The organism is Nocardiopsis oceanisediminis (genome assembly GCF_048595525.1).
Taxonomy (GTDB): Bacteria; Actinomycetota; Actinomycetes; order Streptosporangiales; family Streptosporangiaceae; genus Nocardiopsis_A; species Nocardiopsis_A oceanisediminis.
The window spans coordinates 1,594,851-1,609,826 of record NZ_JAFMZJ010000001.1 but is presented as its reverse complement, the minus strand read 5'-3'; the positions used below and the strand labels follow the sequence as shown (position 1 = coordinate 1,609,826).

Below are 14,976 nucleotides of genomic sequence, written 5' to 3'. Positions count from 1 at the left end.
TCACAGCGGCGGGGCCAAGCGGCCGGACGAACTGCGGAGCTGTGGACGGCGGCCTGTGGACGGCGGCCTGTGGACGACCTCTTCCGCGTCCTCCGGGCCCTCCGGGAGCAGAGCCCGCGGGCCGCGGCACCGGCCCCTTCGGCCCGCGCCGCGGCCGCTCCCGGAAAAACCGCTCGCTCCGGGACCGCCGCTCGGCTACGCTCCCGACCGTGCCCGAGTCGAATGATCTGCGCCGCCTCTAGCGGCGGCGCTCACCCCAGGTTCCTGCTCCGCCGCACCGTGCCCGACGCCGGTGCGCCTCCTCGGGCTGCCCGGCTCCACGCCCGATCTCCGGAGCCTTCCCGTGAACCTCATCCGCCCTGACCGCGCCGACCGGCCGTCCGTGCCGCCCGCGGGCCGCGAGCGCTTCGTGCTCGCCGCCGTGCTGCTGTCGACGCTGACCTTCCCCCTCACCATCACCGGGGCCTCGCTCGCCCTGCCCGACATCCAGACCGACCTCGGCACCGGCCTGTCCGCCGCGCAGTGGGCGGTCAACGGCTACAACGCCTGCTTCGCGAGCTTCCTGGCGGTGGCCGGGTCGCTGGCCGACGTCCTGGGGCGCCGCCAGGTCTTCACCTGCGGCGTCGCCCTGTTCGCCACCGCCGGGGCGCTGTGCGGCCTGGCCGACGGCGTGCTGCTGCTGAACGTGCTGCGCGCCCTGGCCGGGGCGGGCGCCGCCGCGGCGGTGGCCGGCGGCACCTCCCTCCTCTCCCAGACGTTCACCGGGGCCGCCCGGGCGCGCGCGTTCGGGCTGCTCGGCACGGTGCTGGGCGTCGGTACGGCGTTCGGCCCGACGGTGGCCGGAGCGCTGGTGGACCTGGTCGGCTGGCGCGCGGTGTTCGTCGCGCCCGCGCTGGTCGCCGGAGCGGTGCTGGCGCTCTGCCCGCTGCTGCCCCGGTTCCCGGGAACCCCCGGGCGCACGGTGGACGCCGCCGGCGCGGTCTCCTTCTCCGCCGCGCTGCTCCTGCTGATCACCCTGCTCGTGGAGGGCCCGGAGCGGGGGTTCGGCCACCCGCTGACCCTCGGCTGCGCGATCGGCGCCGCCGTGCTGGGCTGCGTGTTCGTCCTCGTGGAGCGGCGCACCGCCGACCCCATGCTGGCCCTGGGCCTACTGGCCGACCGGCGGTTCCTGGCCTACGCCGCGGCGGCGGGCGCGCTCATGGCGGTGCTCATCCCGCTCCTGGTCTACCTGCCGTCCTACCTGATCAGCGTGGTCGGGCTGGACGCCGGGCAGGCGGGGCTGTGGCTGCTCATGCTGACCGTGCCCAGCGTGCTGCTGCCCTCCGCCGGCGCCCGGCTGGCCCGCGCCGTGCCGCCGGTCGCCCTGGTCGCGGCGGCGGTGCTGCTGTGCGGGGCGGGGGCGCTGCTGCTCACCGGCATCGGCCCGGAGAGCGGGCCGCTCGCGGTGCTGCCCGGACTGGTGCTCGTCGGCTCCGGGGCCGGCCTGACCAACGGCATCCTGGACGGGCTCGCCGTCGGCAGCGTCCCGGCCGAGCAGGCCGGCGCCGCCGCCGGGGTGTTCAACACCGTCCGGATCACCGCGGAGACCGTCGCGATCGCCGCCGTGGGCGCCCTGCTGGCCGCGCTGACCTCGGGGGCGCTGCAGGGCGCCGCCTACACGTCGGCGCTGCACACCGTCTGCCTGGCGCTGGCCGGGTTCGCGGCGCTCTCCACCGCGGCCGTGCTGGCGCTGCACGGCCGGACCCGGACCCCGCGCTGACCGGGCCGCCGCCCGTGCGGCCGCACGGGCGGCATGCCCCGGCCGAAGGGGCCGGACGCCCCGCGGCTCCCGGCGCACTCCCCGGCGGTGCTCCGCACCGACCGGCCGGAGGAGCGGCGGGAGCCCTACCGGGACCTGGGCCCGGACCTCCGCCGCGAGCGGCACGGCCGGGGCCCGGAGCGCTTCGCCGCGGTGCCCGGCGGCGAGGCGGTCTCCGAGGCGTGCCCGGCCTCCGGGAAGAGGCGGACCGGCGCGGTGCGCCCGGCGTTCGCGGACGGCGTCGCCGCCCGGCCGCCGCTGGAGCCGCGGCACCCCCGACCGACTCCGACGGCCGCACCGTGGAGGCGCATGCCCTCTGAGCCCGCCGACCCGGCGCAGGTCAACGGCTTTCGGACCGGTGGGAAGCGGGTAGAGGACGGTGTGGATTCACGGTGCGGGCGCGGTCGGCGCGGCCGGTCGGCGCCCGCCCCGGTACGGACGGCGATTCGGGGGGATCTGCCATGGGGTGTGTTCGGGCCGGCGACGTCGCGGTGCTCGCGGTGCGCGTGGGGGTGGGGGCGACGCTCTTCGCCCACGGCGCGCAGAAGCTGTTCGGCTGGTTCGGCGGCGGAGGGCTGGAGGGCACCGCCAAGGGCTTCGAGGGCATGGGCTACCGCCCCGGGGAGACCACCGCGCTCGCCGCGGGCCTGAGCGAGGCCGGCGGCGGCGCCTGCCTCGCCCTGGGCCTGGCCACCCCGGCCGGCGCGGCCGCGGTCGCGGGGGCGATGGGCGTCGCCGCGGAGATGCACTCCGCCAACGGGTTCTTCAACACCGAGGGCGGCCTGGAGTACCCGGCGCTGATCGGGCTGACCGCGGCGTCCATCGCGGTCTCCGGCCCCGGCCGCATCTCCCTGGACGAACTCACCGGGCACGTCTTCGACCGGCCGTGGATGCGGGCGGCCGCACTGGCCTCGCTGGTGCCCGCGATCTCCGTCGTGGTCGCCCGCCGGCGCCGGGCCCTGGCCGAGGAGGCGGCGGCCGAGAACGCGTAGGGCCTGCACGGCGCGCCCCGCCCGGAACGGCGCGGGGCGCGGTCGCCTCCCCGCCCCCCGCGAGGGGCGGCCGCCGCTCGCAGGGGCGCCCCGGTTCCGCACGGCCGCCTGCCCGCTCCCCGCCCCGGCCGTCCGGACGAGCGGCGGGCCGGGCGGTGGTGCTTCACCAGGACACCGTGCTCGGAACCCTCGGCTTCCCCGCCCTCGGGGCGGAACCGCCGCTCTCCCCGAGCGCCGGGCGCACCGCGGAAAGCGATGGGGCGATCCGGGTGGAAGGGGCGGCTCGGAGCCCGGCCGGGCGCGAATCCCGTCCCCCCACCGAGGCCGCCGGCCGGAGGGGCCCTCCCCAGCACCGAGACCTTCGGGGAGGGGGACGGGACCGGGGCGCTCTCCGGTGCGCACCCGCCCTCTCCCGGAAGCGGCCGGGGCGGCGGGCGAAGCAGCCGGCCGGCCTCCCCGCCGGGTCCCGCGCCCCGGGGGGGAGAGGCCCTCCCTGTCAGGACCAGGCCGCGAGGACCCGGTCGATGCCGGCGGCGATGCGGGCGCGGGCCTCGTCCCGGGGCACCCCGGACATGAGCAGGTCGTCGTAGGGGGTGTCCTCGTGCCGGACCGACGCCACGACGGCGCGGCGGACCGCCCCCGGGTCGAGGTCCCGGCCGGCGGCGGACCGGCCGACCCGGCCGCTGCCGCGCAGCGCGGTATGCGCGGCGATGCGCTCGGCCCGCTCCTCCGGGCAGCCGGGGAACGCCGCCCGGACCTCCTCGGCGAACCGCCCCTGGAAGACGACGTCCTGCGCGGCGCGGCGGACCGCGTCCCGCTCCCGGCGGCGGGCGCGGGCGTCCTCGTCGGCCAGGCACTGCGCCTCGGCCTCCTCCAGGGCGCCCTCCTCCACCAGCAGCCCGATCCTGCGGTACTTGCGGCGGGAGGCGACCCAGCGCTGCACCACCGCGGAGAGCCGACTCGCCTTCTTCGCCCGGCGGGTCAGCGCGGCGTCGCCCGCCGGGAGGAACACCAGGTGGCCGAGGTCCGCGCAGTCCAGGCAGTACACCGCGGAACCCTCCTCCAGGTGCGGGCCGGTGCCGCTCTCCGCGCACTCGGCGCACTCGCGGACCGCCTGCACCTCGGTGACCACCAGGTCGGGGGCCTTGGCCCGGCGGGTCTCCTCCCGCCGCCGCTGCGCCGCGGTGGCCTGCGGCGACACCCAGTGCGTGCGGTGCGCCAGCTCGGTGTCGGCCGACCCCTCGGCGGTGAACCGCAGCGGCCTGCGGTCCCGGGTCGCCGCGGCGTAGTCGACCGGTTCGGCGGCCAGGCCGCCCCGCTCCGCCCAGGCGCGGAGCGCCTCCAGCGCCGCGGCCCGCTTCTCCGGCGGCGCCTGGACCAGCCGGTCCAGCGCGTCCACCCTGCCCTGCCGCCAGTCCTGCACCGCCTTGTCGGTGACCCAGCCCAGCCCGGTCAGCACGTCCAGTGCGCTGACCGCGCCGCGCCGCCGCACCGCGTCCTCCGCGGCCTCCCGGACCCGCCGCTCCAGCCTCGTCTCCGCCCCGGCCCCTGCCACGTTCCCGTCCCCTGCTCTTTTTCCGTTCCGCTCGGGCTTGAGCAGGATAGGGCTCAGGAGAAGTGGTCCCAGCAGAGCTTGGCGACGGTGGCCAGCACGCCGGCCACGAGCAGGGTCTTGACCAGCCGGTCGCCCCTGCTGAGGGCGATCCGCGCACCGATCGCCGAACCGGTCAGGTTGGCGGCGCTGAGCAGGGCGATCAGCGGCCAGGGCAGTGCGGTCAGCGCGGCGAACACCGCGGCTCCGCCGATGTTCATCAGGCACTGGACGACCTTGGCGGTGGCCAGCGCGTCGACCAGCCGGCCGCCGAGGATCCGGCGGAAGGCCAGCAGCAGGAAGCTCCCGGTAGCCGGGCCGATGAGCCCGTCGTAGACGCCGATCGCCGCCGACGCCCCGGCCAGCCTGCCCCGGACCCCCGGCGCGCCGGCGCCGGCCGCCGGGTTCTCCGGGGCGCCCGCCGCCGCTCCCCCGCCGCGGGCCTCCTTCACCCAGCCGCGGACGGTGAAGCCGAGCACCGCGAGCAGCGCCGCGATGACCAGCGGCCGGAACAGCTCCATCGAGATGCCGGTGGCGATCCAGGCCCCAAGCATGGCGCAGCCCACCGCGGCGCCGCCGGACCACGCGAGCAGCCGCAGGTCGATCCGGCTGCCGGGGTTGCGCCGCCAGTAGACCGCCGCCGAGGCGACGTTCCCCACCGCCGAGACCGACTTGTTGACGCCCAGCGGAACCGCCGTGCCGCCCGGCATCACCGAGAGCAGCACCGGTAGCTGGAGCAGCCCGCCGCCCCCGACGATCGCGTCGATGAGCCCGGCGGCGAACCCCCCGGCGACCAGCAGCAGAAGCATCCAGGGCCCGGCGTCCACGCCGAGCACCTCGGCGATCACCGGCCCGCCCGCGCGGTGGAGGGCGCCGCCGGCTCCGGCGCTCGAACGGTGCTCGGACGTTCCAGGGTTCGCATTTTCGACAAGCTATACACCGCCGTCCCGCCGCCTTGCGCCGACCCGCCCCCGGGGAAGGGAGCGGCCGGCGTTCCGGGCGGAGCGGGCGGACGGCGCGGCGGAAGAGGCCGCCTCCCGGAGGACGAAGGGTCCCGTGATCGCCGAGCGGGGCAAGACCGGGGCCGCCTTTTCACCCGGTGTCCGCCTCCGGCGGGGAGCGGGAGGCCTCCGAGGGAGCGGCCTCCGGCGTACGGCACGCCGGAGCGTCCTCCCTCCCCTGCCCGGCTCCATCGCCGCGGAGCCGGAGCCCCGTGTCTCGGAGGAGGAGGAAGAGAGGGGGCAGGCGAGCGCGGACCGGCCTTCCGGACGGCTCCGGCGCCGGAGCCGGTGGAGGGCGCGGGAGGCCCCGCTACCGCAGCTCTTCCCGGCCGCTCAGGGTCGCCGTGTCGGCGGCCGTGCGGCCGGCGTTCCAGCCGTCGGCGTCGGTGGGGGCGCGGAGCCGGGTGGTGGTGAGGCCGGCGAACATGGCCTCGACCGCGGCGTCGACCTGCTCCTTGCGGGCGGCGAAGACGGGGACCAGGTCCCGGCCGGTGTGGGCCTGCTCGGCGTCGGCGGCGGCCCGGTCGAGGCGGTCGGCGATGCGGTCGGTGAAGGCGATGAGGAACGAGGCCCGGTAGTTCCGGTCCGCGGCGCGGCCGGAGCGGTCGCGGGCCGCGCCGGAGACCCGCATCGCGGTGCCGGCCTGCACCAGCAGCGAGGTGAAGAGCAGTTCGACGCCGGCGACGTCGTCCGGGTGGCCGACGACCGTGCACAGCCCGAGGTCGTCGTGCCAGACGGCGCGGCAGTGGTTGGCCTCGGCGACCACGTGCAGCAGGGACGCCTTGTGCTGCTCGTAGGGGGCGTCGACCGGGATGCGGCGGCCGCTCGCCGCCGGGGACGCCCCTCCCCCGGCCGGCTCCGCGCCGAGCAGGGCCGCGTCGATGCTGTGCCGGGCGATCAGCTCCTGGGCGCGGGCGGAGAGCGCCTCCGCCTCGTCCGGGAACTCGGTGGACTCGGCCTTCGCCAGCAGCGCGCGGATCTTGGCCAGCCTGGCCGCGTCGCCCGGCGCCGCGGCCGGTGCCGGGGCCGGTGCGGCGGGCTCGCCCGGACGGGGCAGCAGCGGCTCCAGCGGCGGCACCGCCTCCAGCAGCGCGGCCAGCCGGAGCGCGGCCTCCACCGCCTCCAGCCGGAGCAGGCCGTGGCGGGCAGTGAGCCCGGCCAGGTATCCGGCGTCCTCGTGCCACCACTCCCCTTCACCGAGCGCGCCGAGCTGCTCCGCCCAGCGCGGGTCGAGCGAGGCCGCGGGGTGCGCGCGGTGCTCGGCGGCCACCATGTCCGCGCAGATCGCGGCGGCGGTGCCGTCGAGTCCGCGGGAGGCCTGGCGGACCGCCTCCGCGGGCTGCCAGCCGAGCCGCCAGGCGCGGGCGAGCCGGGAGGTGAGGCAGGAGACCAGGGCGCGGCTGGCCGCCGCGGCCCATTCCGGGCGCTCGGTGTCGGCGAGCACGGCGAGCGAGGCGTCGAAGGCGCCCCGGTCGTCGGCGTGCACGGCGCACAGCGCGGCCGCGACGAGCTCCGCGGCGCGCTCGGCGCCGCCCGCCCCGCTCTCCGCGGCCTCCGGGCCGGTTCCCGCGGCCCCGTTCCGGGGTTCGGCGGGGCGCTCCTTCCCGCTCCGGGCCCGGCGGTAGGGGTGCGTGCCGGTGCCGCGCCGCTTCCCGCCGCCCTTCGCCTTGCCGCTGCCCCGTCCCACGCCCGCCCCTGTCCGTCCGATGCCCTGCGCCCGCCGTCCAGTGTGCCAGCGGCGGGAGGTCCCCCGTCCGCCGCCGGCACCGCGCCGGCCTGGGCGGGAGCCCCGTCCAGGAGCCCCGTCCGGGGCCTCTGTCGCGGGGCTCGGGCGGGATCGGGGGCGCGGCGCGTGCTCCGGCGGGAGGACCGGGCGCGCCCGGGGCGGGCGCGGGGCCGTTCGGGAGACGGGCGGGCCGGGAACGCGGGCCGGCGGCGGGTGGCCGCTTCCGGTCGGCGGACCGGACCACCGGACCCTGGCCTTTTCCGGCGGGGTCGGCGAGGATCGCGGCCATGTCCGCCTCCGCTGCCGGCATCGCCGCCGTGCTCTGCGATCTCGACGGGGTGATCCGGCACTGGGACCGCCGGGTCACCGAGGACCTGCACCGCCGGCACGGGCTCCCGGCCGGGACCCTGGAGGCCGCCGCGTTCGCGCCGGAGCGGCTGCTGCCCGCCGTCACCGGGGCGGTCCGCGACGCCGAGTGGCGGGCCGCCGTCCGCGAGGCGCTGGTGCCGGCCTGCGGCTCCGAGGAGCGCGCCCGGGTGCTGGTGGAGGAGTGGTCGCGGCATCCGGGCCGGGCCGACGAGGAGGCGCTGGCGCTGATCGCCGAGGTGCGCGCCCGGGTGCCGGTGGTGCTGGTCGCCAACGCCACCGACCGGTTGGAGCCCGACCTGTCCCGGCTCGGGATCGCCGGCGCGTTCGACGCGATCGCCAACTCCGCCCGGCTGGGCTTCGCCAAGCCCGACGCCCGGGTGTACGCGGTGGCGGCCACCATGGCCGGGGCGCCCGCCGGGCGCTGCCTCTTCATCGGCGACTCCCCCGCCGACGTCGCGGCCGCCGGGGCCGCGGGGATGCGCGCCGTGCTCGCCCGAGGCGCTGCGGGGCTGCGCACGGCGCTCGCGCCGCTCCTGGGCTGAGCGGGCGAGCCCGATCCGGAGCGGTCTCCGGCGGCCGCCTCGGCGGGGGCGGCCTTCCGCACCGCCCCACCACCGGGTTCTCGGAGCGCGGCGCCGGCCCGCTCCCGCCCTCGCCGCCTGCCTTAACCTTCGCTCCCCGAGAGGCCGCGCCCGGGTGACCGCCTTCACCCCGGCCCCACCTCGGCCGTCGCCGCCCGCATGAACCCCGACCCCGTGAGACGCCGTACCCGGCCGGGGCGCCCGGCCGCCTTCCCCTCCTCCTTCGCCGCTCGCCTGCCCCGCCTGCGGGGCGGCACCGCACGAAAGGATCCGCAGGACAGGGCCGAGGCCGCAGAAAAGCGAAAGCCGGAGGCGGGGGGACCGCCAGGACCCTGTCCCCGGTGGGGTCCCGGCGGTTCCGCCGCCTCCGGGCGGGGGACCCGCCCGCCCCCGCGCGGAGGGGGCGGGCGGGTGGTTCCGTGTCCCGTCAGGGGACCAGCAGGACCTTGCCGAGCACGGTGCGGGACTCCAGCGCGGCGTGCGCGTCCGCCGCCCGCTCCAGCGGGAGGGTGAGGCCGATGTGCGGGCGGACCTCGCCCGAGGCCGCCAGTTCCAGGGCCTCGCCGGTGAGCCGGCGGGAGGATTCGCCGTCCCCCTTCTCCAGGTCGAACAGGGTGGTGACGGCGATTCCGCGGCGCTCCGCCTCGTCCGCGTCGACCTCGGCGAGCTCGCCGCTGGAGGCTCCGTAGGTGATGAACCGGCCGCCGTCGGCGACCAGGTCGAAGGCGGAGGCGCCCAGCTCGCCGCCGGCGCCGTCGACGACCGTGTCGACGCCCTCGCCGCCGGTGATCTCGCGGACCCGGTCCTGCCAGCCGGCCTCGGTGTAGTCGACGGCGTGCTCGGCGCCGAGCTCGCGCGCCAGGGCCAGCTTCTTCTCACCGCGGGCGGCGGCGATGACGTGCGCGCCGGCCCGCCGGGCCAGCTGCACCACCAGGCTGCCGGCGCCCCCGGCCGCCGCCATGACCAGCACCCGCCGGCCCGGCTCGAACCGGGCGGCCCGCTCCAGCAGCAGCGCGGTGGGGCCGTCGAGCAGCAGCGCGAGCGCCTCCCGGCCGTCCAGCCCGTCCGGGACGGGGACCAGGTCCTCGGCGGGCACCGCGGCCTTCTCCGCGTACCCGCCGGTGGGGGACTTCGCGCTGCCGGTCTCGGGGTCGCGCTCGCCGGTCTCGGCGAGGACCTCGGTCCCGACCAGAGCCGGGTCGACGCCCTCCCCGACCGCCGCGACCCGGCCGGCGACGCCGGTGCCCGGGACGTAGGGCGGTGAGACCGCGAAGAAGTCCTTGCCCCAGCCCCTGCGGATCTGCACTTCGAGGAACATGACGTTGACCGCCGCCACGTCCACCAGCACCTGGCCCGGACCGGCGACCGGGTCGGGCAGTTCCACCGGCTTCAGGACCTCCGGAGCCCCGTACTCGTCCACCTGTACCGCACGCATGTCCGCCTCGTTCCGTTCGCGTCGCCATGACCGCTTTCCGGGCCACGCACAGCAGTCTCGTACCTCAAGTTCACTTGAGGTCAAGGGTTCGAGGGGCGGAGCCGTCCCCGCAGCGGCGTGACCGCGCTCACAGGCCCGGGAAGACGTCCGGCCTCCTCCCGGCGGGCGCGGGGAGGAGGCCGGAACCGGATCAGCGCTCCTCTGCGGCTCCGCTGCGGCGCATGTCCCGGACGCGGGCGGCGACGAACCACACGATCGCGACGAGCACCGCGACCACGACGGCCTTGGAGACGTAGCCCATGTACTCCTCGACCAGGTGCCAGCTCTCGCCGAGCAGGTAGCCGGCCATCACGAAGAGGGTGTTCCAGATGAGGCTGCCCAGCGTGGTCAGGCCGAGGAAGAGCGGGACGGACATCCGCTCGATGCCCGCCGGGATCGAGATGAAGCTGCGGAAGATCGGGATCATCCGGCCGAAGAACACGGCCTTGGTGCCGTGCTTGGCGAACCACTCCTCGGTCTTGTCGATGTCGGAGATCTTCACCAGCGGAACCTTGGCCGCGACCGCGCGGAACCGCTCCCTGCCGAGCGCCGCGCCGATGCCGTACAGCGCCAGCGCGCCCACCACCGAACCGATCGTGGTCCACACGATCGCCTCGAACAGGTTCAGCTCGCCCTGGGAGGCGGTGAACCCGGCCAGCGGCAGGATCACCTCGCTGGGGATCGGCGGGAAGATGTTCTCCAGCGCGATGGCCAGCCCCGCGCCTGGGCCGCCCAGGGTCTCCATGAGGCCCACGACCCAGTCCACGACTCCGTCCAGGAGGCCGCCGCCGGAGGCGGCGAAGGGGACAGCGGTGCTGTTCACGTCGGTTTCCAATCGTCAGTAGGGGTGTACCCGGGCCGGAACCGGCGTCCGTCCGCAGACCGGGCGGACGCCGTGAACGCTACAGAAGGCCGCGCCGTTATCCGATAAAGATCCCCGTACCGCTCATGATGTTCTTCCGCAGCCGGGAAATGCGGAACTCCGCAGTACCGGGGCGCTCCGGCGCTGGCTACGCTCCGGCGGGAGGGACGGGACCGCCGGAAGGATGCACATGGCCTGCGCACAGGAGGGACCGGTTCGCGCGGCGGCCGGGGCCGCGGACGCCGCCGGGGTGCTGCGCACCTGGTGCCTGGCCGCGGCCGGGGCCGCCGCCGGATCGGCGACCGCGCCGGCGGCCTGCGCCCTCCTGGCCCTGCTGCCGCTCCTGGCGCTGCCCGCCGCCCTCGCCGCGCCGTGGCCCGCGGCCCGGCGGTTTCCCGCCCGCGCCCTCGGCACGCTGGTCCGGCCCGCGGTCGCGGTGGAGCGGCTCCGGCTGGCCACCCTGTTCGGCATCGAGACGGCCGGCCGCCCCGGCACCGCCCGCTCCCTCGCCTACCCGGCGCTCCGGGCGCCGGTGGGGCTGTTCGGCGGGCTGGTCCTGGCGCTGTTCCCGATGGGCGCCTACACCGTGGTGTCGCCGCTGGGAGTGCTGGACGGCAACACCCCCGCGGTGGTCCCGTTCGGGCTGGCGCTGATGTACGTCAGCGTGCAGGGCACCGTCGGCCTGGTCGGCACCGAGCGCTGGCTGGCCCGGCGGCTGCTCGGCCCCACCCGCCAGGACCTGCTGGAGCAGCGGGTCGGGGAGCTGGCGGAGAGCCGGGCCCGGATCCTCTCCGCGGTGGACGAGGAGCGCCGCCGGATCGAGCGCGACCTGCACGACGGCGTGCAGCAGCGGCTGGTCGTGCTCGGCATGGCGCTGGGGCGGGCCCGCCGCGAGCCGGGCTCGGAGAAGGGGCGGGAGCTGCTGCTCCAGGCCCACGAGGAGTCCCGCCGCGCCCTGACCGACCTGCGCGAGGTGGCCTGGCGGGTGGGTGTACCCCACCGCGCTGTCGGAGTCCGGGCTGCACGCCGCGCTGAGCGGGCTGGCCGCCCGCTCCGCGCTCCCGGTCGACCTGGACTACCGGCCGGACCGGGCGCCGGAGCCGAGCACCGCCACCGCCGCCTACTTCATCGTCGCCGAGGCGGTGACCAACGCGGTGAAGCACTCCGGGGCCGCCCGGGTCTCGGTCCTGGTCGACGAGGCCGGGCCGGGGGCCGGCGGGCCCGGCGGCCGCCCGGGGCTGCTGGTGCGGGTCTCCGACGACGGGGCCGGCGGCGCGGACCCGGCCGGCACCGGCCTGGCCGGGCTGGCCGACCGGGCCGCCGCGGTGGACGGCCGCCTCACCGTGCACAGCCCGGCGGGCGGCCCGACGGTGGTCTTCGCGGAGCTGCCGTGCGGGTGATCATCGCCGAGGACTCGGCCCTGCTCCGCGAGGGGCTCATCCGGCTGCTGGAGGACGAGGGGCACACGGTGTCCGCCGCCGTCGGCGACGCCGCCGCGCTGCTCCGCGCCGTCGCCGCGGACCCGCCCGACACGGTGGTCGCCGACGTCCGGATGCCGCCCACCCACACCGACGAGGGGCTGCGCGCCGCGGTGCGGATCCGCCGCGAGCACCCTGGGGTCGGGGTGCTGGTGCTCTCCCAGTACGTCGAGCGCCGGTACGCCGTCGAGCTGTTCACCGAGAACACCGAGGGGGTGGGCTACCTGCTCAAGGACCGGGTGGTCGAGGTGGAGGAGTTCCTGTCCGCGCTGGAGCGGGTGGGCGCGGGCGGCGCCGCCTTCGACCCCGAGGTGGTCCGCCACCTGCTGGCCGGCGGGCCCCGGCCCGACCCGCTGGGGCGGCTGACCGAGCGCGAGCGCGCGGTGCTCGACCTGATGGCGCAGGGGCACACCAACGCATCGATCGCCGAGCGCCTCTTCGTGTCGCAGAGCGCGGTGGAGAAGCACGCCAACGCCGTCTTCGCCAAGCTCGACCTGGGCTCGGCGCCCGGGTACAGCCGCCGGGTCCTGGCGGTACTCCGCTACATCGGCGCCTGACCCCGGCCGGGACGGCCTCCGGCGGCCGGGCCGCCCGGCCCCGGGGAGGGGACGCCGGGCCCGGCACCCGGGCGGACGGGCCGGGGCGCGCCGCGCGGACGCCCGGCGGCCGAGTGGAGCAGGCCGGCCCCGCCCGGACGGACGGATCGATGCGGCCCGGCCCCGCGCCCGTCCCGGGCCGGGGGGCAGTGCCCCGGGCAGACGGGCCGGCCCTCCGCCGGAACGCCCGCCCTGCAGGCGGACCGGGGCGCCGCGCGGGTGCCCGGCGGCCGGTCAGCGGGCCGCGGCGAGCAGGCCGATCAGGCGGTCCGGGGTGATCCCCTCGGGGCGGCCGCTGACCTGGCCGTCGCCGACCTCCACCACCCGCCAGGCGCCGTCGGCGCGGCGGGCCAGGTCGGTGGTGACGAAGGGGTGCCCCAGCGCGGCGACGGCCGGGCGGACCGGGTCCAGGTCCGGGGCGGGGGCCGCGCCGGGGGTGTCCGGGTGCGGCCCGACCAGCGCCGGCTCGCCGCCGATCCACCACACCCGGGCCTCGCCCGCACCGTCGAACCGCTCGAACTCGCGGACCACCACCCCGCCCGCCAGGTCCTCCTGCTGGAGGCGGACCAGCTCGGCGACGGCCCGGTGCAGCGCGCCGGTGTCGGACAGGTCCGGGACGAAGCAGGCCTGGTCCCACTCGTGCTTGCGGGACTTGACGTAGTCCTTGACGATCCCGGGCCCGGGGCGCAGCGGCCGGACCAGCTCGGCGAGCTCACCGGGGTCCGGGGCGCAGCCCGGGTCGGCCTCGCACCACACGCTGCGCGGGGTCACCTCCTCGAACAGCGCGTACCAGCCGGGCAGCTCGTGGGCGCGCCGGTAGTCCTCCGCGGAGACCACGGGACGGCAGCCGCGCTCGGCCAGGGCCCGCGCGAACTCCGCGTAGCGGGCGGCCGGCACCATCCAGCCCCGGTAGCGGACCGGCCCCAGCCCTCTCGGCAGGCCCCGCACCGCCTCGCGCAGGTCGCCCCGGACCAGGGCGTCGTGGTCGATGAGGAACGCCTCGGCGCCGGCGTGCAGCGCGGCGGCGTGCTCGTCGGCGAAGAAGCCGTCCACCCGCCGGGGGCGCAGCGGGTCTCCGGGGAACAGGAACGGGATCGGGTCGGCCATGGCGCGATGCTAACCCCGCGCGGCGCTCCCCGCCCGGCCGTTTTCGGATCGCCGGCCCGCGCGGCGGCCCTCCGCCCCTCCCGGACCGGGCGGCCCGGCGCCGGGGCGCCCTTGGTGGGGGGGCGTCCGGTGGGAGGCCGGGCCGGGCCGGCTCCGGCCGGGGGCGCCCCCGGCCGGAGCCCCGCCTGCGGGAACCAGGCGGCCGGATCTCCGGAGCAGGCCCCCGCCGCGAACCGCCCAACGCCCTCCAGGCGCGACCCCGACCGACCCCCTGCCCGCGGGAACCAGGTGGCCGGATCCCCAGCGCGCCCCGGCGTGAGCCGCCCGGCGCGCCCCGGCGTGAGCCGCCCGGCGCGGGCCGCCCGGTGCCCGCCGGGCGCTCCCTCGCCGCCCGGCCGCCCGGCCGCCGCCCGGCCCGCATCGCGCGGGCGCCGCTCAGCCGCCGGCCGCGCGGGCGATGCGCCCGGCCAGGGCGCGGGAGACCTCGATGAGCTCCGGCGGCCCCTCCACGGTGTAGGGCACGCCCACCGTGGCCAGCGTGATCGCCAGCCACTCCCAGGAGTCGGGGGCGCTGACGTAGCGGCAGCTCTCCGCGTCGACGGCGGTCAGCTCGCCGGCCTCGGCGACCAGCCGCTCGGAGACCACCTGCAGCGGCGCCCGGAACAGCACCGTCGCCCGGTGCCGGGTGATCGGCAGGCGGGCGCTGTCCTGGACGAAGCTGACCGCGCCCCCCGGGGGCAGCGGGCGCGGGGCGAAGGCGGTGCCCAGGACCTCCAGGCCGCTGATCCGGTCCGCCCGGAAGGTCCGCCAGTCGTCCCGGTCCCGGTCCCAGCCCAGCAGGTACCAGCGGTGCGCGAAGAGCACCTGGGCGTAGGGCTCGACCCGCCGGTCGGTCTCGGCGCCGCTCCGGCTGGTGTAGTGGAACCGGACGTGGTTCCGGCCGGAGGCGGCGCCGCCGAGCAGGCGCAGGACGCCCAGGTCGGCCTGGCGGTGCGGGCGGGACCCGGTCTCCATCGACGCCGACACCGCGCGCACCCGGTGGCGCAGCCGGTCCGGCAGCACCCGCTCCAGCTTGGCCAGGGCGCTGTCGGCGACCCCGGTGTCGGCTCCGGCCCAGGTGAGCGCGGCGAACCTCAGGCCGACCACCGCCGCGACCGCCTCGTCGTCGGTGAACAGCAGCGGCGGCACGGCCCGGCCCGCGGCGAGCCGGTAGCCGCCGCCCGGCCCGCGCGCCGACTCCACCGGGTAGCCCAGCTCGCGCAGGCGGTCCAGGTCGCGGCGGAGGGTGCGCGGCGAGGCGCCGACCCTGCGGGCCAGCTCCGCCCCGTCCCAGGTGCGGCCGTCCTGGAGCAGGGAGAGGAGTTCCAGAATCCGGGTGCTCGGTCCGTTCATGGTCCTCCG

General features: G+C 78.0%; 13 protein-coding genes and 1 pseudogene. 6 read left to right on the top strand and 8 right to left on the bottom strand.

What is annotated here, in order from left to right; translation table 11 throughout:
- Positions 1–343 precede the first annotated feature (343 nt).
- A complete protein-coding gene (locus J0910_RS07280) occupies positions 344–1,759 on the top strand; it encodes an MFS transporter (RefSeq protein WP_420157749.1) in 1,416 nt (471 codons plus the stop codon).
- 500 nt (positions 1,760–2,259) lie between these two features.
- Positions 2,260–2,790 carry a DoxX family protein gene (locus tag J0910_RS07275; RefSeq protein WP_420157748.1) on the top strand — a complete coding sequence of 177 codons (531 nt, stop codon included), beginning with the start codon at positions 2,260–2,262 and terminating at the stop codon, positions 2,788–2,790.
- Between the two features lie 496 nt (positions 2,791–3,286).
- On the opposite strand, the gene J0910_RS07270 is transcribed toward J0910_RS07275, so the two are convergent.
- The 3 genes from J0910_RS07270 to J0910_RS07260 all read right to left on the bottom strand — a co-directional run bounded on the left by J0910_RS07270 (position 3,287) and on the right by J0910_RS07260 (position 7,069).
- Positions 3,287–4,345: a DUF2293 domain-containing protein gene (locus tag J0910_RS07270; protein WP_420157747.1), complete on the bottom strand. Its 1,059-nt coding sequence runs from the start codon at positions 4,343–4,345 to the stop codon at positions 3,287–3,289.
- Between the two features lie 53 nt (positions 4,346–4,398).
- Positions 4,399–5,208 carry a sulfite exporter TauE/SafE family protein gene (locus J0910_RS07265; protein ID WP_420157746.1) on the bottom strand — a complete coding sequence of 270 codons (810 nt, stop codon included), beginning with the start codon at positions 5,206–5,208 and terminating at the stop codon, positions 4,399–4,401.
- 484 nt (positions 5,209–5,692) lie between these two features.
- Entirely contained in the window at positions 5,693–7,069 is a 1,377-nt protein-coding gene (locus J0910_RS07260; RefSeq protein WP_420157745.1) for a DUF2786 domain-containing protein, read from the bottom strand.
- Between the two features lie 326 nt (positions 7,070–7,395).
- Between J0910_RS07260 and J0910_RS07255 the strand changes: the two genes are divergently transcribed.
- A complete protein-coding gene (locus J0910_RS07255; protein WP_420157744.1) occupies positions 7,396–8,019 on the top strand; it encodes an HAD family hydrolase in 624 nt (207 codons plus the stop codon).
- 466 nt (positions 8,020–8,485) lie between these two features.
- Here the strand turns inward: J0910_RS07255 and J0910_RS07250 are convergent, their stop codons facing one another.
- The 3 genes from J0910_RS07250 to J0910_RS07240 all read right to left on the bottom strand — a co-directional run bounded on the left by J0910_RS07250 (position 8,486) and on the right by J0910_RS07240 (position 11,264).
- Positions 8,486–9,493 carry a zinc-binding dehydrogenase gene (locus J0910_RS07250; RefSeq protein WP_420157743.1) on the bottom strand — a complete coding sequence of 336 codons (1,008 nt, stop codon included), beginning with the start codon at positions 9,491–9,493 and terminating at the stop codon, positions 8,486–8,488.
- A gap of 190 nt (positions 9,494–9,683) precedes the next feature.
- Positions 9,684–10,355 carry a DedA family protein gene (locus J0910_RS07245; protein WP_420157742.1) on the bottom strand — a complete coding sequence of 224 codons (672 nt, stop codon included), beginning with the start codon at positions 10,353–10,355 and terminating at the stop codon, positions 9,684–9,686.
- Positions 10,356–10,973: 618 nt separating this feature from the next.
- Positions 10,974–11,264: a hypothetical protein gene (locus J0910_RS07240; RefSeq protein WP_420162125.1), complete on the bottom strand. Its 291-nt coding sequence runs from the start codon at positions 11,262–11,264 to the stop codon at positions 10,974–10,976.
- On the opposite strand from J0910_RS07240, the pseudogene J0910_RS07235 reads away from it, so the two are divergent.
- The 3 genes and pseudogenes from J0910_RS07235 to J0910_RS07225 form a co-directional block, all read left to right on the top strand.
- Positions 11,236–11,319: pseudogene (locus J0910_RS07235) on the top strand (hypothetical protein); the annotation flags it as partial. The gene J0910_RS07240 and the pseudogene J0910_RS07235 overlap by 29 nt on opposite strands.
- 64 nt (positions 11,320–11,383) lie before the next feature.
- Positions 11,384–11,794 carry a sensor histidine kinase gene (locus tag J0910_RS07230; protein ID WP_420162124.1) on the top strand — a complete coding sequence of 137 codons (411 nt, stop codon included), beginning with the start codon at positions 11,384–11,386 and terminating at the stop codon, positions 11,792–11,794.
- Entirely contained in the window at positions 11,785–12,429 is a 645-nt protein-coding gene (locus J0910_RS07225) for a response regulator transcription factor (RefSeq protein ID WP_420161915.1), read from the top strand. Before J0910_RS07230 ends, J0910_RS07225 begins: the two co-directional genes overlap by 10 nt.
- A 273-nt stretch (positions 12,430–12,702) precedes the next feature.
- On the opposite strand, the gene J0910_RS07220 is transcribed toward J0910_RS07225, so the two are convergent.
- Complete coding sequence (locus J0910_RS07220; protein WP_420157741.1) at positions 12,703–13,575, bottom strand: ATP-grasp domain-containing protein; 873 nt, start codon at positions 13,573–13,575, stop codon at positions 12,703–12,705.
- Positions 13,576–14,010: 435 nt separating this feature from the next.
- Complete coding sequence (locus J0910_RS07215; protein ID WP_420157740.1) at positions 14,011–14,967, bottom strand: helix-turn-helix transcriptional regulator; 957 nt, start codon at positions 14,965–14,967, stop codon at positions 14,011–14,013.
- Positions 14,968–14,976: the final 9 nt, after the last annotated feature.

Excerpts from the sequence above, each read along its gene's own strand:
- J0910_RS07250 (WP_420157743.1), bottom strand. The coding sequence starts at position 9,493 with ATGCGTGCGGTACAGGTGGACGAGTACGGGGCTCCGGAGGTCCTGAAG.
- J0910_RS07255 (WP_420157744.1), top strand. The coding sequence starts at position 7,396 with ATGTCCGCCTCCGCTGCCGGCATCGCCGCCGTGCTCTGCGATCTCGAC.
- J0910_RS07215 (WP_420157740.1), bottom strand. The coding sequence starts at position 14,967 with ATGAACGGACCGAGCACCCGGATTCTGGAACTCCTCTCCCTGCTCCAG.
- J0910_RS07240 (WP_420162125.1), bottom strand. The coding sequence starts at position 11,264 with ATGCCGAGCACGACCAGCCGCTGCTGCACGCCGTCGTGCAGGTCGCGC.
- J0910_RS07220 (WP_420157741.1), bottom strand. The coding sequence starts at position 13,575 with ATGGCCGACCCGATCCCGTTCCTGTTCCCCGGAGACCCGCTGCGCCCC.
- J0910_RS07275 (WP_420157748.1), top strand. The coding sequence starts at position 2,260 with ATGGGGTGTGTTCGGGCCGGCGACGTCGCGGTGCTCGCGGTGCGCGTG.